A 21,955-nucleotide genomic window follows, 5' to 3' on the forward strand; every position below is an offset into this window, starting at 1 on the left:
AAAATTGGGCGGAAAGTAAAATAACTCTCGGCTCATTCGGAAGCGCATTCGGAAATATATTTAATCTTCCCGATTCATTTATTCTCTGAACATCAATAAAAAACAAAATCAGTGAACAGCAACTAATTTAAATAATTACCACATTTATAAAATATCATTTGGTTTTTAATTCCTTCAAATTTATATCCTTATATTCGACTGATCTGAGATAAAAACGGCATGAATCGCCGTAAAATGGTATCATTATGAGCTCAAACATCTTATCTTCTGCCGATGAAAAAACGACCGCGTCTGATCCGGAATTGTTGTCTCCGGAAGGATTGATTTAGTCTGTCGATCCTGATCTTTATATTGACCGGGACTTCAGCTGGCTTTATTTCAACAAGCGCATTATGGAAGAAGCGCTGGATGAAAAAAATCCGCTTCTTGAGCGTGTCCGCTTCCTTTCGATTTTTGCAAGCAACTTGGACGAATACTACATGGTGCGCATTCCGGCGGTCAATAAAAGCATTCTCGTCGACAGCATGACGCCGGGGACGGAAAGCCGGACGTATTCGGAAATGCAGAAAATTTATGCCGAACTTCCGATGATGCTTGAGCAGATGGAAAATTGCTGGATGAACATTTTGATTCCCGAGCTCAAAAAGCAAAACATTAACGTTCTGCAGTATTCCGAATTGGGCGAATATCAAATCGAATACGTGAACAAATATTTCAAAAAGAATATTTTTCCGCAGCTGACGCCTCTGGCTTATGATTCCAGCCATCCTTTCCCGTACATCACAAATCAAAGCGTGAATTTTGCAATCATTCTTTCCGATACCGCTTACGGCAAAGTTTTTGTCCGCCTGAAAATTCCGTCCAACATCAAGCGGCTGATTCAGGTTCCGTCCAAAGAAGATTTGAAATCCGGAAAAGTCGAAGACAATATGACATCGGGCAAGTCCGGCAAATTCAATTTTGTCTGGATTGATGAAGTCATCATTGCGAATTTGGATTTGGTTTTCCCCGGCCAGGTCATTCAGGAAGCGCATGCTTTTCGAATGACGCGCGACGGCGATTTGGGCCTTGATGCCGACGGTGACTTTAATCTGATGAAATCCATTGAGAAAAAGTCAGGCGCCAAGTATTTCGGAAGTCCGCTCCGATTGGAAATCAATGACGGTATGTCTGATTTCGTTTTGAAAATTCTGCTCGAAAATTTGAAACTGCGTTCGGCTCAGGTCGAGGCGCTGGCGTCTCCCGTGGGTTTGGTTTCAATTTCAGAAATCTGCGACATTGACCGGCCGGATCTGAAATATCCGCCGTTCACGCCGAAAAAGAAAGAATACCTGACGATTTCAAAGAAAGGCAATATCTTTTCAAAAATCAAAAAGAAGGATGTGCTGGTTTACCGCCCGTACGACAGTTTTGAGAGCATGATTGATTTTGTTCAGGCAGCGGCGTCCGATCCGGATGTGATTGCCATTAAGATGACGCTTTATCGGGTCGATAAGAAATCCCGGATTATCCAGTCTCTTAAAGATGCCGCCGACAGCGGAAAACAAGTGATCGTTCTGATTGAGCTGAAAGCCCGCTTTGACGAGGAAAACAATGTCGCAAGAGCGAAAGAGTTGGAACATTCCAACATTCATGTTATTTACGGCGTTCCGGACTTGAAAACGCACGCGAAAATCTGCATGGTTCTGCGGCAGGAAAATGATGAAATTGTTCCTTATGTTCACATGAGCACGGGCAATTACAATGCGACGACGGCGAAAATCTATACGGATTTTGAATATTTCACGGCGGATCCGGATGTCGGGCAGGATGCGGTGGATTTCTTTAATTCGCTGACCGGTTATTCGAATCAGAGGGAATATCGGAAGCTTCTTGTTGCGCCGCGTCTGATGCGCGAGGAATTTGTCGGCAAAATCCGGCGGGAAATTGAAAACCACAAAATTCACGGAAACGGATACATGCTGTTTAAATTGAATTCGTTGGTGGATCCGGAATGCATTGCCGAGCTGTACAAAGCCTCCATGGCAGGCGTCAAGATTGATCTCCAGGTCCGCGGCATCTGCTGCCTCCGCCCGCAAATTGAAGGCTACAGCGACAATATTCATGTCACTTCCATTGTCGGCCGATTCCTGGAACACACGCGCGCCTATTATTTCTACAACAACGGCGACGAAGAACTTTATCTCGGCAGCGCCGATTTGATGCAGCGCAATCTGGACCGCCGCGTCGAGATTTTATTCCCGGTCAATGCCGATTATTTGAGAAAAATCAAAGACGTCATTCTGGACAAACATCTTTCCGATAATGTCAAGCTTCGCGTCGGAAAACCGGACGGCTCCTTTGAAAAAGTTGTTCCGCTTCCCAGCGACGAATTGCTGGATTCGCAATTCTGGATGACCGAACATCAGGATTTATGGGAATAACGGAAAGCAAAATCGAATGAAATGAATTAATTTGCAGACCCTTGCCTGCTTTTTAATCTTTCATTTTCTTTATTTTTTGTTTTCCGTCTCGATTTTCTTTATTTTTTTGTTTCCCGTCCCGTTTTTCTTTATTTTTTTGTTTCCCGTCCTGTTTTTCTTTACTTTTATTTTTGTTTCTCTCACTCTGTTCAAAAACAGTCTCAATCACTTCATTTGGTTGGATCTGTCATTCTCTTTTAAGTTTGCTGTTCTTGTTTTTGATGAGATTTTCAAATCATTTGTAATGACAAAATAATTTGTAAAAATTCATTATCGTATTCGGCTGCAAGTTCTAAAAAAATCAAGTGTATGCCTTTCGACCAAAAATATATATTTTACTTAAAAAATGATTAGATATTCTTAAATATATGTAATTAAATAGCTTATTTTTGAGGAAACTGCTTAAATTGAAGATTTTCTTCGATTTAAAAACGGTCATGCAGTTTTCTCTTTTGCAGATTTAATAAATCATCAGCAGATAGATTTAAGCCGATTTGCAAAATGAAAAATAAATCCATTAACCAAGAAGTAAGCCTCTAACGCTCAAGGCATACCCTAAAACTAAATAAACCCCTATAAAATACAAAAACGAACGCCAAAAATCCCAAAAAACCATGAAGATGCAGATTGTGATTTTTTACGATTGCCGCCGGTTTGTTTCAAACGCGGGCGGGTTTTGTAAAAGATCAATCTGCTGTCTTCAAAATTAAATATTGGAACATTTACAAAAGTCAAAATAAAAAATCAAATGATAAATTTGAACTTTATTATTTGATTTTTTTGAATTCAATCAATTTGCATATAATTGTGTTGATAATTTGCATATAATTGCTGACAAAACAGACACACACAAATATTCAATTTGTCAGCAACCCCCTGTTTCGGCTGAAGGAAAGAATACAAACCTGCAATAAATTCCTTCAGCCTTTCCTTCATATCATTTACCAAATTCGCAGCATTTATCAAATTCATATCATTTCATTAAATTTACCGTAATATTCACAAAATCATTCATGCCAAACATTCATGCCGGACAACTCGTACCCGATTGAGCATGTTCGTTCTGTCTCGTTTTTCTTATTCCTGTTTTATTTCTCAAATTCTTCTATGTGTTTTTCTTCGAATATATATAATTCCAAATTATATATATAGTTACTTTTAAATATATGTATTTGCATAGTAGTTTATGAGGAAACTGAAATAATCAGTTTTTTTCAATTGAAAAAAAGGTTTACAGTTTTCTCTTTCGCAGATCCAAATCCGATAAATCCGATACACGAAATATCTGTTTGAATTTAAAGCGAAAAACCAAACGTGTAAAAACTAAAGCCCATTAAACCAAAAAGTAAGCCTCTTAACGCTCAAGGCATACCCTAAACCCCCAAAAACGAACGTCAAAAAATCCTAACAAAAAAAGATGCAAATGCGCTTTTTCAGTACGACCCACCCTAACAAAATGTATTGTAAAGCCTTCTGTTCTTTTTTTCAAAAAACGGAAATCAGACAAAACGGAAATCAGGCAAAATTAAATTAACAAAATTAAATTAACAAAATTAAATTAACAAAATTAATAGACAAAATTTAATTAAAAACAAAAACGGAAATTAAAAACGAATCCGGTTCAAACAAAATCGGGTTAATTAACGTTAATCATATTGCAAATGAATCGGATTAAACGAAAACGGATTACACGAAAAACGGAATTGAAAATAATTCGATTAAAAACAGTTCAATTAAAAACAATTCACCTTCCAAATACCCCTTAACATCCCCTCCAAAATACTCCTACCTCTATCAAAATACGGATAATTCCGGATGAATTTCCGGTTTTATATCCTCTAACATATCCTCTACACCAAACACACACAACCAAACACACACACAAAATCAACAATCCGAGACTGGTTTTTCAGGAAGATTCTGAAAAACTTGCTCTCGGATCTTGTTTTTTAATCTTTTTTTTAAATCTTTTATTTCCAAAATTCATACCATTTTTTGGCATTCTCTTTCGTATTTTCATTTGTTTTTGAAGAAGATATTTCAGAGGATGCCGGTGCCGACTGTTTGTGCATTTCTTCTTCTTTCTTCTGAAGCTCTTTCGCTTTCTTTTCGAGTTCTTCTTTCTGTTTTAAAATTTCAGTTTCATGCTTTTGGATTTCTTCCTGTTTGCTCTGCAATTCTTTTTGCTTATTTTGCATCTCGTTTTCTTTATTCCGAACGGCTTCCTGTTTGTTTTGAACCGCCGTTTCTTTTTCGTTCAGAAGCGCTTCTTTTTCTTTGAGCTCCTCTTCTTTTTCTTCATATTTCGCGGCGAGCAGTTCCGGCTCGGCGGTTTTTTGAATTTGCGCGGCTTCGGCAAGCGGCTGTACCTGAAGCATGTAGGCCTGATATGTTTTCATCAGCTCTTCATAATTCTTGTTTGACGTTTCCAGCTGCCCTTTCAAATCCGATATGTGTCGACGCTGAATTTCCATGATATTATTGTCAATTTCTTTCTGAACCGTATTCTCATAACGCGGCGGCTTTTCCGAATAATATTCCGCCAGCGCTTTTTCAACAACCGCCTCGGGGTCTTTCTCCGCGCCGATTTTTTTGCGCAGATCCTTGGAAAGACCGGCGCTTAAGTTTTTGCCGCCTCTTTTCAGTTTTTTCTTTTCCGAATCAACCGGTTTGACATTTGCTTTTTTCGCGTCGGTTTTTTTCTTTGCATTTCTTCCGGACATTTTTTCCCCTCGCATTTTTTTGAATTTTGAATTTTGAATTTTTCTTTTACGATTTTCTTACTTGCAATTTTTTACTGCAATTTTTTACTGCAATTTTTACTTGAAATTCTCTTGCTTGAAATTCTCTTGCTTACAATTCTAAACTTTGAGTTTTTCAAAAATCGGCTTCCGCAATTATTTTTGTAATCCTTTCATTAAAGAAGCGCCGATTCATTTTTTCCCATTTTGTATGGAACACGGAAAGCAGTGTTTCCATCTCTTCCTTTCGATAATTTTTATAATCGCTTAATGTTTCAAGAGTCGTTTCAATCTGCCTTAATCGGCCGTCCTCTTTTATTACGTCCGCTTCCTTTCGGATTTTTTCAATATAATCGCCGATCACTTCAACGGCAACCACAGCGTCGTGGAAATCTCCGAGAATGTCCTGAAGCTCTTTAAATTCTTTAATCAGCTGTCCGGCGGCATCTCCGAGGCAGTCTTTAAAGAAATCCAGCGTGTAGCGGAAGTTCTTTGCCGCAATGCGCAGCCGATGCAGTTTATCCACGTAAATGTACGGCCCGTCCATCCATTCGTGATACGCCGTCACATCGGCCGCCTTTTGGTACAAGATTGAAGGCAGCACATCACAAATTCGGGTCGGCGCAACATCCCCTTTTTTATTGATGTGCGGCATTCCGAGGTAGACATTGCCGTCCAGTGTTTTTTTCAGTTCCGCCTTAAATGAAAGATAATCCTCGGACCCCAAATAATCAACAGCGATTGCATGCGCTTTATTTCTGTCCGCGGCCACCGTTTCATAAAACACGGACAATTTTTCTTTTTCAATCTTTTCCGCTTTCAGCCAGCTGTCCGTCTTTTCTAATATGACGTCCAAATCTCTGAGCTCACCGAGTCCCGAAAGCGTTTTCTTAATTTCGCTTTCTGTTTCGGCCAGCCATTCCGGATCCAAATAATCTTTGAAAATAATAATTGCCGAACGAATTTTGCGCAAAGCAACGCGCATATCGTGCACATCTTCGATGTCTCTGGCTGAAATAACGCCGGGCTCGGCTTTGTCGGATTCGTATATCTGATTGATGAATATTTTTTCGGCGGCAACAGCCATCATGTCGGACGCATTGATTTTCAAATCCGGCTTCATTGCCGATTCGGCATCCGGTTTTTTGGTTTCATCTCCTGCCGGACTTTTTTCATACGCAATCATAAAATCAAAAGCTTCTTTTGCAAAGCCTTTTTCGGGATTTTTCAGGCGAATCTCCTTTTTCGTTTCTTCCGTTTCAAAAGACCGGTATGAAATTTTAACGATTCGCTTTTCCGTTTCTCCTTCCGATTCACCTTTCGTCGTCTCTGTTTTTTCAACTTTCCCGCCCGCATCGGAAATCGACGCTGCCGTTTCAAGAATTGCCGTCAAAACGGCCGCTTTCTTTTGAAATGCCGGCGGCAGGAAAAATCCTGATTTTCGGATTGTTTTTCTGATTTTATCCGCGGCCGGGTTTTTAATTTCCCTTAAATCAAAAATCAGCGCCAGCATTTTAATTTCATTCAGCGTCAAATCTTTGATCGGGTGCGTCAAAATAACATCGGCGGCAGGTTTGATATTTCTTTCAACAGAAATGCCTTTTCCGATTCCGCTCAAAAGCGCCGCCGCTTTTAGAAGAGATCTGTCTTTTTCCGTCAGGCCGTTTGCAGGTCCCGCAAAATCAAAAAAACGGTCCGCATTTTCGGCGTTCCCGAAAGCCTGTCCCGCATCCAAACCGTAATAAGAAACAAGCTCTTCCGCCGTCCAAACTTTCCCGTCGTCGGCAGGCTTTTGATAATAATAAGGCGAATCCGTGTTCATTTCAAAAACAAACGGAAACATTTCAAGGCGGCCTTTTTCAAAAGAGCTCCGTATTTCCGCAGCCTCTTTCACCTCTGTTTGAAAGACCTGCGCCGCAAATCCGAAAGACATGCCGCTGTCAAGCGCAAGCAAAACAGATGCGTTTTTTGTGAACAAATCTTCGTTTCGGAAGCCGGTTTCTCCAAAATTCACGTCCCGCCCGGTAAAAGCGGTGCCGCTGAAATAATCCGTCGAATCCGAAGTATAATCTTTTCCCGCAATCTGCATCAGCGATGCCTTTTCCCGCGGCAGCAAAAAGCCGGAGCCGGCAGAATCATATTCAAAAACGATTTTGTTTTCGTCGTTTCCTTTTCCGTTTTCATATTCGCCGGAATCTGTTTTTTCCTTTCCGTTTTCATTTTCTCGGCCGTTTTCGTTTTCTTCGCCGCCCGGATTCGGCAAACTCAATCTCTTTTCAAAACCCGGAACCACTTTTCCTTCGATTTTGTCGCGGTTGAAATACAAAATCAAACCGCGTTCAAATTTGGAAAAACGGTTGACGGTCAGATTATTTTGCAGTTCGGGCAAACTTTTCAGCGTTTCGATAAATTCTTTTAAATCATTTTCCGTTCCGTCCGCCAGTTCAATTTCAAGCTCGGTAAACGTGTGTTTCTGTTCGGACAATGTTAAGCTGACCGAATCAACCGACAAATCGCCCAGCCTGTTTTTTGAAAAGTCTGTTTCAGAATCTTCGCCCGAACCTTTTTGAAGAACCGTTTTAAAAATGCGATCCTGTTCAAGCGTTAAAACCGGAATCAATTCCGTTTCCCCGAGAACGGCGGTCAGCGTATTTTTTAAATCCGGGTCTGAAATGTCCGCGCAAGTCGAGTCAAGCGGCAGTATTTGTATGATTTCATACCGTTTGTGCGCTTCGTTCGCTTCATCATTGTTTTCGTCCTCGTCGGCTGAAGCTTCCGCCTTTTTCAGCGTCCAAACCGCTTCGTCTCGGCCGTCCTCCAATCTTTTTCTTAAATAAAAACCGAGAGCGTAAAGCAGAAAATCCGGCGTGTCATAAAAAATATCCGTAAACAGCGGGTGCGATTTGTCCCTGATTTTATATTCTCCCGCCTGTTCCAGCCGGGATAAAAATTCAAACGTCCCGGAATTTTCAATTCCGAATTTGTATTCGATTTCCAATTTGTGTGTGCCGGACATTTTTAAACCAACCGTAGTCTTTCGTTTTTCGATTTAATTCTTATACTATTGAATGTCTGCTGTTATTTATATATCGCTATTCTTATTCCTTCTATTCTTTTTTATTTCTCTTTTTAATTTTCTTTTAATTCTTTTTTAATTTTCTTTTAATTCTTTTTTAATTTTCTTTTAATTCTCTTTTAATTCTCTTTTAATTCTCTTTTAATTCTTTTTTAATTCTTTTTTAATTCCGTTTTGATGCGTCCTCTGCTGTTCAAACTCGGGAATTTATAAAAATAAACGGCATTTGAGCGCCATATTTTGAAAATGGTTATATAATGTGCGGCAGTAGTCATCTATAAATTTAATCATCTGTAAATTATCGATCAATTCATTAATTCATAAATTTATTCAAATAACCGGCGGCGTGAGGACATTGACGACAGAAAAAGAGATGCTGATGTGGGATGAGACGCTTTTTCGCGATTCCGATATTTTTGAACTGGATCATCTGCCGGATTACTTCCCGCACCGTGAAAACCAGCTCAACGGCATACGCTATGCGCTTAAGCCGGCCGTTCGCGGCGGCCGCCCGCTCAACTGTCTGCTTTACGGACCGCCCGGCACGGGAAAGACGAGCGCCGCGCTTAAAATCTTCGACGAATTGAAAGAATATACGGACAAAGTGATTACGGTCAAAGTCAACTGCCAAATCGACTCCACCCGTTTTGCCGTCATTTCACGCATTTACAAAACTGTTCTCAATGTCGCGCCGCCGGCATCCGGCGTTTCTTTTAACCGCATTTTCGATAAGCTTGCCAAAAAGCTCATCGACACCGACAAGGTTCTGGTTGTCGTTTTGGACGACATCAATTATCTCTTTTACGAAGGCCACGCCGACGAAGTGATGTATTCGCTTCTCCGCGCGCACGAACAGTATCCCGGATCCAAAATCGGCGTGATTGCAATCGTCAACGATCCCGAAGTGATTTACAACGTTGACAAGCGCGTCGCATCCGTCTTCCTCCCCGAAGAAATCGAATTTCCGCGTTACGAATGGTCGGAAATCGATGACATTTTGGCCGACAGAATCCAGCGCGGTTTTTTCCCGGGCGTCGTTCCCGATTCCGTTCGCGAATGCATGACGGATTATGTTGCCGAAAACGGCGATCTCCGCGTCGGCATCGACTTGATGAAACGCTCCGGTCTGAATGCGGAAAAGCGTTCGTCGCGTAAAATTGACATGGAAGATGTCAACAAAGCGTACGCCGCTTCTCGTTCGTTATATTTGTCCCGCATGTTTTCGGTCTTAACGGATCACGAAAAATATTTGTCGATTCAAGCCGCGGAAGCCGGCGAAATTTCCGCAGGCGACTTGTACGAAAAATTCCGGGACCATACCGGAATCGGTTACACACGCTTTTATGAAATTGTCAACAAAATGATTTCAGCGGGCTACCTCACGGCTGATTTCTCGGGCAAAGGATCGAAAGGGCGGACGCGTATGATTCGCTCGGGATTTAAGAAAGAAGAACTGGACGAGCTTTTGAAATAATTCCTGCAATGCTGCTTCAATGTTTATTCACCCGTTCAATTTCAAAATCGAAGTTTTGAGCTTTCAATCTGAAATCAAATGAAATGGAAAAGAGAAATTCAATCGAAGAAGAGATTTAGAATATAAAGTCTTCTATTATGAAAAAATGAAATCATTTATACATTTTTCTTTTGAATAAGATTTTATGGCTCTTGAACTTTTTACAGATTCTGACACACAAAAAACATTTTATTCTTGGATTGTTGCTGAAAAACAAGAAGAATATTCTGTTTTTGTCCCGTATAAAAAAAGAAAAGATCTGAAATCCAATGAAATTATTGACATCGGCCGATTTCAAGATGTTCATTCTGAAAACTTCCAAAAACAGGATTGGAGTTTTAACATTCCCCTCAATTGGAAAAAGAAATCTTGGTGCTATGTGATTAATTCGTTTTGCCGTTCGGAATATTTCAAAGATTTTATGACCCCTGACGAACAAATTTTAGTTTCTGATTGTGTTTCAAATATCGAAAACGCAATTCGAAAAAGTCATGTTCCGGGAAACAGGTTTATTTATCGAGGTGTTTTTGATATTGACTGGCTTCCCGATTCTGCTCCGGGAAGTGAATATACAGAACATTCTTTTGGAAGTTACAGTTTGGACGTGAAAAAAGCATTGGAATATACAAATCCGGAAAGTCCGATTCTGTTTCGTTTAATTTTAAATTCTGAAATGAAAGCGTTATATTTGGATAAAGCCGAAAAAGAAGTTTTGAGGCCAAAAGGAACAACATATCTTATTGACCAAATCAAAACAGAGGAATTTGAAATTCGTCCAAATGTTTTTAAAATGACAACTGTATACAATATTATTGAAGTTAAGAGGTGATAAAAATGAATGCTGAGTCTTTTTATGATATTTTTACGCCGACCGGACGCAAAATTGTATTATCTCCCGAAGAAAGAGAAGAATTAGACAAATTGTGGGAGTTAGCTGATAAACAGCTTGAGGAAGAAGGAATAATAAGAAGAAAACATGAAACTAAAACTTCTTCCGATGTATTAAATCAAGAGCAATCAATGAAAAATGAAACAATTCAATGATTTATTAATGCTTGCCGCATTCAATGGAAATGCATAATTCTCCATCGAATGCGTTTTATTTTCAATTTTGGTGATTTTCATGCTCGGTCGTTTTCAATATAATGATATTGTTTTTTCAGGCGAAGTTTTTGACGGCATCGTTTATCCCGATCCGTGTTATCAGGAATTGGATGACGAATACGCGCTGTCGTCTGTTTTGGTTCTGCCGCCGGTCAACCCGTCTAAAATCGTCTGCGCCGGTTTGAATTACAAAGATCATGCGAAAGAATTGAACATGGAACTGCCTGAAAATCCGCTTTTGTTTTTGAAGCCGCCGTCGGCGATTTTATCTCACGAAGGATTGATCGAATACCCGACGGAGAGCGGGCAGGTGGACTATGAGGCGGAACTCGGAATTGTCATCGGCAAAACCTGCCGTCATGTTTCCGCGGATGATGCTTTTGATTATGTCCTCGGCTACACGTGTTTTAATGACGTGACGGCGCGTGATCTGCAGCGTGCGGACGGGCAGTGGACGCGCGCGAAGAGTTTTGATACGTTTGCGCCGGCAGGACCGTTTATTGTCACGCCCGAAGAACTTTCTCAAAACGGGCTCTCGCCTGACAATCTTATGATTTCCTGCCGCGTGATTCGGAATGAAAACGAAGAGGTTCGGCAAAATTCGTCGACGAGTGAATTTATTTTTAATATTTCCGAATTGATTTCTTTTATTTCATCGGTTATGACGCTTGAAACCGGTGACATTATCGCGACGGGAACACCGCCGGGCGTCGGCGAACTTTTGGTCGGCGATGTCGTTGAAGTTGAGATTGAGGGTATCGGAATTTTGAGAAATACGGTTGTGTCGGGCTGATAAATCTAAAAATATTTTCAACACGGCAGTTATTCTAAATTCTTCACGCTTTTTAAAATCAAGAAGAACTTTTATGAATGGGAAGTCATTAGAATTATTGAATTGAATTATTTTTAATCAAATCAGGTTTTGTTTGTCATGTTGTTTGATCAGGCCCGCAATGAATTGGAATTAATCGACCGTCACACTCAGGTGCTGAAAATCGTCATCGAGAACGGACCGATCGGTATTTTGAAATTGTCTGAAATCACGGGAATGCAGGCGCACAAAGTCCGTTATTCGCTTCGTGTTTTAGAACAAAACGGATTGATTAAAGCGTCCCCCCAAGGCGCCGTTGCCGGCGATTCGGTTGACGAATTTTTGAGAACGGCGAATGAGAAGTTCAAAGAAATGAAAGATCTTTTGGATTTGATTGAAAAACACGGCGATGAGATTGTTCGCTGATCTTTTTTTGCTTTTTATTCTTTTACTTTTCTTATTTTTTCATTTTCTCATTTTCTCATCTTTTTATGGCGTTTCAAATGTTTTCAAAAACCCGGGATCGATTTTTACAATATTTTTAAATTTTGTCGGCGGGCGGTTAGGGCGCGCGCTGCTGTCTGCTGCACTGCTCTGCTTGCGTGTTGCTGTGCTGCCCGCTGCGCGGCGGTTTGCGTTTCCGCGTGCATCTCCTTTTTCTTATCACATCCGTTCGCTTCGCGAACGTGGGCACGGCTGCCAACAGGTTTCCGTTTTGGAACGGCTGCCTTGCCATTTCCGTTTTGCTGCCGCCGCTGCAGTCGTCCGCGCGCGAACCGCATCATTTTTAAAAAATTATTTCAAATTGCCTGCAGGTTTTTCGTCCTTTTCTTTTTCCGTTTTGTTCCCGTTTTATATTTTGTGTTTTCAAGCGGATGAGCACCTTTAAATATCTATAAATGAAATTCTGTTCTTTCATTCTATATCGAATTATTTGCAGGAAAAACTATGGCATTAGACCCCGAAGATTTACTGACGATTGAGAAATACGCGCTTCAAAACGCTGTCAAATACGAAGCCGTGCCGCAGGAAAAAGCGGTTCTCGGAAAAATTATGGGTGCAGCACCCCAGCTTCGCGCGCGTGTTCCCGAAGTGAAGGAAGCGATTGAAAACATCGCGGCCGGTTTGAATCAAACAACGCCCGATGAGTGGCGGGTGAGGTTAAACGAAATCGCGCCCGAACTTTTGGAAGAACTTTCCGTGAAAAAAGAGCCTGAGAAGGGGTTGAAAGCGCTTCCGGACGCCGAGGTCGGCAAAGTTGTCATGCGTTTTGCGCCGAACCCGAACGGGCCGCCGACAATCGGCAGTTCCCGCGGCATGATTGTCAATTCCGAATACGTCAAAATGTATGACGGAAAATTCATTCTCCGGTTCGATGACACCGATCCCGATCAGAAACGGCCGATGCTTGAAGCTTACGACTGGTATGTTGACGATTTCAAATGGCTCGGCGTTGTTCCCGACGAAATTGTAAAAGCGTCCGACCGGTTTGACACTTATTACGAAATCGCCGAGCAGCTCATTGAGGCAGGGCACGCTTACGTTTGTTTCTGCGACGGCGAAACGTTCAAAGGATTGAAAGACAAAAAGCAGGCTTGCCCGCACCGCGATGCTGCGCCCGAAGAAAATCTTGCGCATTGGAAGAAAATGCTCGCCGGCGGCTATGAAGAGCGCGAGGCGGTTCTTCGGATTAAAACCGACATTTCGCACAAAGACCCGGCGCTTCGCGACTGGGGCGCTTTCAGAATTTTAAAGAAAGATCATCCGCGTCCCGAAATCGGCGACAAATACATCGTTTGGCCGCTTTTGGATTTTGAAGGCGCGATTGAGGACCATTTGCTCGGAACGACGCATATCATCCGCGGCAAAGACTTGCAGGACAGCGGCAAGCGCCAGAAATACATTTACGATTATCTCGGCTGGACTTATCCGGTGACGCTTCACTGGGGACGCGTTCGAATCGAAGAATTCGGCAAGCTCAGCACCAGCGGCATCCGCCGCGACATTGAGGCCGGCGTTTACACGGGCTGGGACGATCCGAGGCTTCCGACGGTTCAGGCGATTCGCCGCCGCGGCATTCAGCCCGAAGCGCTCAAAAAATTCATGATTGAAATGGGCGTCGGCGAAACGGATGTCAGCATGAGCATGGAATCGCTCTATGCCGAAAACCGCAAGTTTGTCGATCCGATTGCGCACAGAATGTTTTTCGTTGCCGATCCGGTCGAGCTGACGATTGACGGTTACGGCGGCGGCATTGTCGAAGCGCCGCTTTATCCGAATCAGCCGGAAATGCGCAAAATCGAAACCGGAAATACGGTTGTTGTCACAAAAGAGGATGCCGCCAACTTGGAAGTCGGCTCCAAAATCCGTTTGAAAGATTTGGGCAACGCGGAAATCACATCCATGTCGCCGCTTTCGGCAAAATACATTGACAATTCAATGGAAACAACCAAAAAAGAAAAGATGAAAATCATTCACTGGGCGCCGACAAACGGTTTGAAAGTGACGGTTCTCGGTCCCGACGGCAATTTCTCGGGAATCGGCGAGCGCAGCATCACAGGCGAACTTGACAAAGTTGTTCAGTTCGAGCGCTTCGGTTTCTGCCGCATTGATTCGGTTGACGGTGAAAATGTTGTCGCGTATTTCGCGCACAAATAATTTGTGAAACAATTTGTGAAACCAAACTGAAAAATAAAAAAGCAAAAATGATATACAGGTTGAAATTTATTCAATCCTGTTTCAAATTTATGTCTCACTTTATTTGACTTTAAAAATTTTAAAAACTAAGTTTAAATTTTGAATTTTGAATCTTAAATTTTAAATTTTAAATTTATTTCTTTATTTCATCGGAGTTTGTAATATGAAAATTTTAGTCAGTGATTCACTCTCGGGAGAGGGTTTGAATATTTTAAAAGACAGCGGTTTTGATGTTGTTGTTGATACGGGCTTGTCCGAGGATCAGCTCATTGAAAAGATTAAAGACGTTGACGCACTCGTTATCCGCAGCGGAACTCAAGTGACCGCACGCGTGATTGAAGCGGCCGACAACTTGAAAATCATCGGCCGCGCCGGTGTCGGCGTCGACAATGTGGATGTCGATGCGGCAACCAAGAAAGGTATTATCGTGTCCAACACGCCCGACGGCAACACGCTTTCCGCTGCCGAACACACTTGTGCCATGATGATGGCGGTTGCCAGAAACATTCCGCAGGCCTGCGCCTCTCTCAAGTCCGAGAAGTGGGAACGCAACAAGTTTATGGGCGTTGAATTCAATAAAAAAGTGCTCGGTGTCATCGGTCTCGGCCGCATCGGCGCCGAAGTTGCCAAACGCTTCCAGTCGTTTAACATGACTGTTCTCGGCTACGACCCGTTCGTTTCCGAAGAGCGCGCAAAATCGATGGGCATTACACTCGCAACCGTTGAAGAAATTTGCAGAAAAGCGGATTTCATCACCGTTCATACGCCGCTCACGAAAGATACAAAAAATCTCATCAACACCGCGATGTTTGACGTGATGAAACCGACGGCAAGAATCGTTAATTGCGCCCGCGGCGGAATTATTAACGAAGAAGATTTGGCGGCAGCCGTCGAATCCGGCAAAATCGCGGGCGCGGCAATCGATGTGTTCGTCGAAGAACCGCCGTTCAATTCGTCCGGTGCCGGTCTTCTGAAGTCCGATAAAATTATCGTGACACCCCACCTCGGTGCGTCCACCGTCGAAGCGCAGGTGAATGTGGCGATTGACATCGCTCATGAAATTATCAATGTTTTAAACGGCGAGGGCGCAAAAAGCGCGGTCAACATTCCGGCCGTCCGCCCCGAAGTGATGGAAGTCATTTCCCCGTATGTGAAATTGGCGGAAGTTTCCGGCAAAATTGCGGCAACACTTATCGGCACCGGCTATGACAAAGTCGAACTCGCGTACAACGGTGACATTTCAACCAAAGATGTCCGGACAGTCACGCTTGCGGCGCTCAAAGGCGCGCTTGCGGTTGCAGTCGGCGCAGGCGTCAACTATGTCAACGCTCCCGGCCTTGCCAAGTCCCGCGGAATTGTTGTGAACGAAAACAAGTCTGAGACATCCGGCGAGTATGCTTCCGTCTTTACGATGACCGTTTCCGGCGGCGGCAAATCCGTCAGTGTTTCCGGAACCGCAATCGGCAATGATATTAAAATCATTCAGATCAATCAAACCCGCGTCGACGTTTTCCCGTCCGCGCACATGATTTTTGCCGATCACATCAACAAGCCCAACGTTATCGGCCCGTGCTGCCAGATTCTCGGTGAAAACAACATCAACATCTCCGGCATGCAGGTCGGACACGTCGCGGTCGGTGAGCCGACAATCATGGTCATCAGCGTTGACAGCGATGTTCCCGAAGATGTTCTTTCGAAGCTGACGACAGTTGACGGCGTTTTGAGCGCAAAGATTGTGGAAATTTAATTTTCTCAATCTTTAATTTTTAATTTTTGGTTCTTAATTTTTGATTTTTAACTTGTGCCGCTTGAAGCGGTATTTTTGTTTTTTGATAGGGTGTCGGGTTAAAACATGGATCTCGGTTTTTCTTTTCAAACAAGTCCTATTCGTCTGGAAAAGGCGTTTGCGCTTCTCAATGAAATGTCAGAAGAGTGCGGATATGATTTTTACAATTTCCAAAATATGGTTCGGATAACTCTGTGCGAAGCGGGAAAAATTTTCTTTTATTATGAAAACGGTGCTATTAACGGGATTTGTCAGTCAAATATCGGCGGTCCCGGTTTTCATGCAGCAGCAATTGATTTCATTGACAAATTTGAAACGAAATCAAAACTGACGGTTGCATTGGATGACACAACCGAATATCACAGCCATCGCGATTTCGAGCGGCTGAAGACCGAATTTTACGATTGGCTCAGAGATATGATTGAAGTTCTGTCTGAAGAGACGAAACATAAATCTTTTGATAATATCTATTTCCGATGGAATATGGGAGAATATACGCCTGAAAATATTACAAATACGGTTGTGACACCGATGGGACGTTTTTCTGTTTCCTATTTGGCGGAACAGGCAAAAGAGATTGAAAATCTTTCAAAAGAGTTTTTTCTTTGGAATAGCCGGAAAATTGATCCCCTTTATTTCAGAAATACGGCGCTTTCATTACTTTGGGTAGGGTGTTGTTTCATGCCCGGAAGCCGAAGTGATGATGATTTGGAGGTCAATCATAAAATTATCGCTTTGATTAGAGTCGTGATTCACACAGATCCAACGATTCCGATTCCGATTGATGAATATTTAGAACTTTGCGCGCTCAACAATGTTGAACCATTGCCGACAGATAATCTTGTTGAACATCGCTCCGAATTTCCCATCGGTTATCGCCGCGGGATGGTTCAAAAGCATGTCGGTAATTTGGTAATTCCGCTTTCCGGAAATTATTTGTATTCTGTTGATTCCGGCTACGATGTCTGGTATAATGAAGCGGAAATCGGGTGGCGGATTATTCAAACTGAGGCTTATAATCGTGATGAAATCGGAACCGCATTTGATGATATTTTCGACAAAGCTGAAGAGCCGGTTGAATCATTCAAAATCATTGGCGGGAAATGTAACGCTGCGTTTACGGGAACAATTGAAGACGAAGAAGACGGCGACATTTATTTCCAAATCATCGCAGAAATTTTATCGGGAACTCAAATTACACTGTTCACGATTTATTTTGATGATCCGGAAGACAAAGAAAATATTATGAATTGGCTGAAAGAAATTCGCGCAAACATCGATGATGAATGAAACAGTATGCTTTTCTTTTCTTTTTTTATTTTAATTTTTATTTTAATTTTTATTTTAATTTTTATTTTAATTTTTATTTTAATTTTTATTTTATTCAATTGAATTCTATTCATTTCAAAAATCTTTAATTTTCTTTTAATAGTTGAAGCGATTCATAAGAATTTAACACATCAGGTGAAATGATTATGTCTTTGGAATCTTCAAAATATTCGGAAAATCCTGCGTTTTCCATTGTATCCGGTCTTTCGGATCCGGCAGACATCAGAGAGGTCATGAAAATCGGCAATCCTGTTTTGAATGAACTGACATTTTGTCAATTGAAATCGTTCGGTTCGGAATCTGTTTTAGAGCTTAAAATTCCGCTCGAATTGGAACTTGACTTTGAAAACGGTCTTTATATTGCGAAAAACGAAACATTTGGTTTATTTTCATTCGGGAAAGACCTGAAAGAAACAATTCATTTTTTAGAGGTTCAATTTGAATTACTTTGGAAAGTTTATGTTTTAGAAAATGACTTGGAATTGACAGCAGGCGGAAAAGAACTGCAAAACCGGCTGAAAAAATATATTTCGAAAAAATAAAAAATTAGATTATATTGATTTGTTGCTGTTGCAAATCAATATTCTTATGTTCACTCATCTTCAAGCGCGCTCGGGGTTTCTTCCCAAACCGATGTCGGTTTATGGGCAATCGCCGAATTGTCACGCTCGTGAATGTAAATGTCGCGCTGCGGATACGGGATTTCAATATTTTCTTCGCGGAATCTTTGAAGAACTTTTGTGTTGATGTAGTCTTTTGATTCCCATTTTCTGTCAAAACGGTTGGACCAGATGATCAGCATTAAATCCAATCGGTGTTCGCCGAACTCTAAAAAGAAAACTTCGGGCGTCGGATCTTCTAAAATGTGGTCGAAATTGTGTGCGGCATCCTTTGCGATTTCAAGCAATATTTCTTTGACTCTGACAATGTCGGAATTGTAGCTGACGAAATATTTGAACCTGACTTTGATTTTAATGTCGGGAAGCGCATAATTTGTGATAATGCTGTTGGACACGGTGGAGTTGGGAATCGTCATCAATTCGTTGTCCAATGTCCGGATGCGCGTGCTGCGGTTTCCGATGTCCATGATATCACCGACATGATCACCGATCTTGACACGGTCGCCGATTTTAAATGGACGGTCCAGATAAATCATCGCGCTTCCGAAGAAGTTGCCGAGCATATCCTGCGCGGCCAATGCGATTGCAATACCGGCAATACCCGCGCCGGCCAAAAGCGGCGTTAAGCTGATATGATAAATTCTCAAAATGACTAAAAATGCGACAAACCAAATCAGATAAACGGACAGCAAATCCAAAAGACCCAGGAATCGGGCGGTAAAGTCTCTTTTTGAGCCGCGCGCCGTTCCGTGAATGAATTTACGGCCATAAAATTCCATGATATTTTGAACCAAAGCCGAGACGAACCAGGCGGCAATGATGACAAAAAAGACTTCATTCAATTCGGTTTCCCGATAAAGCGCTAATCCTTCGGGCGTTAAAATATACTGAGAAAAACCGTAATAAGCCGGAACCAAAAGCGCAATAATTGTCGCAGGCTTTCCGAAAGACGCGAGTAATATGTCGTCCCATTTCGTTTTTGTCCCTTGGGCCTTCAAAATTAAGACTTTTCGAACTTTTCGCATCACGGCAAACAAAAGAAAGCCGAGAAAAATAAAAAAAATGCCGATGAAAACAGTTTCGGTTTGATTGATATACGGCAATATCCTTTCTGCAACAAAAGATTCCATTATTTTCCCATCCAACTTCTACTTTCTAATTATTTCCTTCTAAATAATTATTTCGCAAATTTTGGCCTTTTCCAAAACAAAAACTCAGCTTTTTCTTTTCTTTCTGTCCGCAAAAAATTCATTTATTTTGATAAATCCGGTTGAAATGTTTTCCTGACGGTAAAGGTATTTATATCAATGTTTGTTTTTCTTTTTATTTATCTTCAATCGTTATGCTGTCAGGCATATCAGGTTTTTAAAATTTAAAAAATATTTAAGGGTTTTAACAGGGAAAAATATGCGTTTGGTTTCATTATCTCGGATATTGCTGAGTGTTTTAATTTTATTTTGTTTGATTGGAGTTGCTTCGGCCGACACTGTTATTGTCCAAACGGGAAGCAACGATTATACAATCGTTCTTGATCCGAATATTCAAAACATCAGCAGTATTATTACAGGGACAAATGGGGTAATATATACAGATACGGTTGATACTGGAACATTTGCATTTAATCTTTATTTTGAAAGCACTTATCAGAATCTTACGGTCCGTTATGATTTTAACGATTCCATGGCTTATGTTTTTGCTGTTGATATCGGGGAGTTTGCATCTCCTTTAAACGTTACTTTTAAACTAATTGCCGGGTGTACCTATGATAATCCTTCACATGATACGCTTCTTGTGATTCAGAATACTGATTATCTTAATTCTCATAATATCATTTTGGATTTTGAAAATATAAATATTCAAGACAATGTGAATTTATCCGGCAGCACTGTAGGTTTTGGAAATGTTTCGATTTCGGGACTTAACTCTTCTGCAGGCAATTTAGATATTCAGTATGTTAATGAATCTGCGTCCGATATTTCTCTTTTAAATTCAAAGGTTACCGGAAATTTTACATTGTCTGATGTGGGAGACGGTTTATCTATTCCTGCGGCTCTTCAAGTCAATGTTGATAATCTGACTTTAACAAACGGAACATTGAATTTTACTTCCGTTTTTTCCAAAAACATTGCAATCAACAATTCGAATTTTGCAACAACGACATCGTCCGATCTGATTTTTTTGAGTGTGACAGCCGACAATTTCGAACTCAGCAACTCAGCGTTTGACGGCGGTGATATCATTGTTAACTATGCTGATGTCAGTTCTGTTTTTATTTCCGAATTGGACATGAATGGCAGTTCAATGACTTATGATTTCGATTTGCCGAGCAACGCATCAAGCGTATCCGTTGACGGATTGACGGTGTCAGACGGATACATTCGTTTCTGGCGGTCAGGTAACGATTCGCATTCTCTTTCCCTTACAAATTCGAATATTACAAACGGACATCTTTGGCTTTCTTCTTTGAATTGTTCTGTTTTGGTCCATGGCAATAAAATTTCAAACTTTGGTCAAGTTTTAACTCTTGAAAATCTCTCGGTGAACACATCTGAAATTTTCAATAATGTTTTCATAAATTCCGGTGCCGATTATATTGATTATTCGTCGGGTGCGAGCAGTTCTCTCTCAAATTTGGTTTTTTATAAAGGTCCGTATTCGGACGGATTAAATATTATGGGCGCACCGTGGACTGCCGGCAATTATTGGGGAACTTTTAATAATGACGGTTATTCTGATTTGTTGCCGAAAGAAAAAACCGGCTATTCGACAGTGCCTTACTTATTTAATATTACAACAGTTCTTGACGGTACTGTTGAATTTGAAGATCTTTATCCTTTAACAAAACTTCCTTCGAATAATCCCGGCGGCAGCGGAGATCCAGACCCGACAGAGCCCGACCCGATAGAACCTGAAGACCCTCCGGTAACTCCGCCTGAACAGCCTCCTGAGTTGCCGCCTGAACAACCGCCCGAACCCGGTGGCCCGGGTGATAACAAAAATCCCGGATATTCAGGCAGCGGAAACAGTTTTAACAGTATATTGGTCGGCTTGAACGAAAACGGAATGCCGACAGAAGAGGTTATTCGGGATTATATTGCGCCGGCAGCAGCTGTTCTCGGCGCGGCGGCCGGATCAATCTTATTGATTATTGCGGGTCTGACTGATTTCTTCTTTGATGTTTCCTCCACTCAGGTCCGAAATATCATGAAGGGTAAGGTGTCGTTCAAATTTAACCCGCCGGGATTGTCTCAGATTCTGACGGCCAGAACCGCTTATTTGGTGCTTTTCTTTATATTCGGTATCGGTGTGATTGACACCTTCTTGGGAGATGCGGTTGACGCGTCCCTGGACGGCGGCCTGCTGTCACCGTATGCGGCGTACATCTCTCCGCTTGCTCTCGGAACGCTTGTTAACATCGGCGGCGGTTTGTTCTTTGATGAGATTTTGGAATTTATCTTTAAAAGAACCGGCAAGTTCGTCAACAGCAAAACCGGCATTTTGGATTTGATCAGCGCGAGCGGAAAACTCAATGCGGTTCTTTTTGTCAGTCTGATCGTTCTGGCGGCGGGATTGCTGGCATTTTGTATTTACTTTTTGGAATGGTCTCTGCTCTGAATGAGCAGAACCTTTTCAGCATTTTTTAAAAACGGTATTTGTCGGCGATTTTCATTTAATCCGCAATGCGCGGATTTAAGAAACCTTTATATGCCATTACTCCTTTCTAAGCGGTCACCTATAGGAAAATAGCGTATATCTGATTTTGTAAGATATCTTTTTTGATATTCATTTCAGGGTACTTTATTTTCGAACGCAATC

Annotated in this window: 15 protein-coding genes and 1 pseudogene; 12 read left to right on the plus strand and 4 right to left on the minus strand. The window is 41.7% G+C overall.

Annotation, left to right across the window (positions count from 1 at the left end):
• Positions 1 to 347: 347 nt before the first annotated feature.
• Positions 348 to 2,423: pseudogene (gene ppk1, locus MmiAt1_RS03400) on the plus strand (polyphosphate kinase 1); the annotation flags it as partial.
• A gap of 52 nt (positions 2,424 to 2,475) precedes the next feature.
• Here ppk1 and MmiAt1_RS03405 read toward each other — a convergent pair.
• The 3 genes from MmiAt1_RS03405 to MmiAt1_RS03415 form a co-directional block, all read right to left on the minus strand.
• Positions 2,476 to 2,631 (minus strand): hypothetical protein, encoded by a 156-nt coding sequence (locus MmiAt1_RS03405; protein ID WP_318785495.1) that lies wholly within the window; start codon positions 2,629 to 2,631, stop codon positions 2,476 to 2,478.
• Between the two features lie 1,801 nt (positions 2,632 to 4,432).
• A complete protein-coding gene (locus MmiAt1_RS03410; RefSeq protein ID WP_318785496.1) occupies positions 4,433 to 5,185 on the minus strand; it encodes a hypothetical protein in 753 nt (250 codons plus the stop codon).
• Between the two features lie 154 nt (positions 5,186 to 5,339).
• The gene (locus MmiAt1_RS03415) at positions 5,340 to 8,219 is read right to left on the minus strand and encodes a CYTH and CHAD domain-containing protein (RefSeq protein WP_318785497.1); all 2,880 of its coding nucleotides are present in this window, start codon (positions 8,217 to 8,219) and stop codon (positions 5,340 to 5,342) included.
• 415 nt (positions 8,220 to 8,634) lie between these two features.
• Between MmiAt1_RS03415 and MmiAt1_RS03420 the strand changes: the two genes are divergently transcribed.
• From MmiAt1_RS03420 to MmiAt1_RS03465, 10 genes are all read left to right on the plus strand, one after another.
• Entirely contained in the window at positions 8,635 to 9,753 is a 1,119-nt protein-coding gene (locus MmiAt1_RS03420; RefSeq protein ID WP_318785498.1) for an ORC1-type DNA replication protein, read from the plus strand.
• A 184-nt stretch (positions 9,754 to 9,937) separates the two neighbouring features.
• The gene (locus tag MmiAt1_RS03425; RefSeq protein ID WP_318785499.1) at positions 9,938 to 10,621 is read left to right on the plus strand and encodes an ADP-ribosyltransferase; all 684 of its coding nucleotides are present in this window, start codon (positions 9,938 to 9,940) and stop codon (positions 10,619 to 10,621) included.
• A 5-nt stretch (positions 10,622 to 10,626) separates the two neighbouring features.
• Complete coding sequence (locus MmiAt1_RS03430) at positions 10,627 to 10,836, plus strand: hypothetical protein (RefSeq protein WP_318785500.1); 210 nt, start codon at positions 10,627 to 10,629, stop codon at positions 10,834 to 10,836.
• A gap of 79 nt (positions 10,837 to 10,915) precedes the next feature.
• Positions 10,916 to 11,689 carry a fumarylacetoacetate hydrolase family protein gene (locus MmiAt1_RS03435; protein WP_318785501.1) on the plus strand — a complete coding sequence of 258 codons (774 nt, stop codon included), beginning with the start codon at positions 10,916 to 10,918 and terminating at the stop codon, positions 11,687 to 11,689.
• Positions 11,690 to 11,827: 138 nt separating this feature from the next.
• Positions 11,828 to 12,133, plus strand: a complete 306-nt coding sequence (locus MmiAt1_RS03440) for a winged helix-turn-helix transcriptional regulator (protein WP_318785502.1) — start codon at positions 11,828 to 11,830, stop codon at positions 12,131 to 12,133.
• Between the two features lie 179 nt (positions 12,134 to 12,312).
• Positions 12,313 to 12,498, plus strand: coding sequence for a hypothetical protein (locus MmiAt1_RS03445; RefSeq protein WP_318785503.1), 186 nt, complete (start codon positions 12,313 to 12,315; stop codon positions 12,496 to 12,498).
• Positions 12,499 to 12,655: 157 nt separating this feature from the next.
• On the plus strand, positions 12,656 to 14,365 hold the full coding sequence (locus MmiAt1_RS03450; RefSeq protein WP_318785504.1) for a glutamate--tRNA ligase: 1,710 nt from the start codon (positions 12,656 to 12,658) through the stop codon (positions 14,363 to 14,365).
• 202 nt (positions 14,366 to 14,567) lie between these two features.
• Positions 14,568 to 16,151, plus strand: coding sequence for a phosphoglycerate dehydrogenase (gene serA, locus MmiAt1_RS03455; protein ID WP_318785505.1), 1,584 nt, complete (start codon positions 14,568 to 14,570; stop codon positions 16,149 to 16,151).
• A 105-nt stretch (positions 16,152 to 16,256) separates the two neighbouring features.
• Entirely contained in the window at positions 16,257 to 17,480 is a 1,224-nt protein-coding gene (locus MmiAt1_RS03460; RefSeq protein ID WP_318785506.1) for a hypothetical protein, read from the plus strand.
• 185 nt (positions 17,481 to 17,665) lie between these two features.
• On the plus strand, positions 17,666 to 18,061 hold the full coding sequence (locus MmiAt1_RS03465) for a hypothetical protein (protein ID WP_318785507.1): 396 nt from the start codon (positions 17,666 to 17,668) through the stop codon (positions 18,059 to 18,061).
• 50 nt (positions 18,062 to 18,111) lie between these two features.
• Here MmiAt1_RS03465 and MmiAt1_RS03470 read toward each other — a convergent pair whose 3' ends face one another.
• Positions 18,112 to 19,269, minus strand: coding sequence for a mechanosensitive ion channel family protein (locus MmiAt1_RS03470; RefSeq protein ID WP_318785508.1), 1,158 nt, complete (start codon positions 19,267 to 19,269; stop codon positions 18,112 to 18,114).
• Between the two features lie 283 nt (positions 19,270 to 19,552).
• Between MmiAt1_RS03470 and MmiAt1_RS03475 the strand changes: the two genes are divergently transcribed.
• Positions 19,553 to 21,754, plus strand: coding sequence for an autotransporter outer membrane beta-barrel domain-containing protein (locus MmiAt1_RS03475; RefSeq protein ID WP_318785509.1), 2,202 nt, complete (start codon positions 19,553 to 19,555; stop codon positions 21,752 to 21,754).
• Positions 21,755 to 21,955: the final 201 nt, after the last annotated feature.

This window comes from Methanimicrococcus hacksteinii, assembly GCF_032714515.1.
Classification (GTDB): domain Archaea; phylum Halobacteriota; class Methanosarcinia; order Methanosarcinales; family Methanosarcinaceae; genus Methanimicrococcus; species Methanimicrococcus hacksteinii.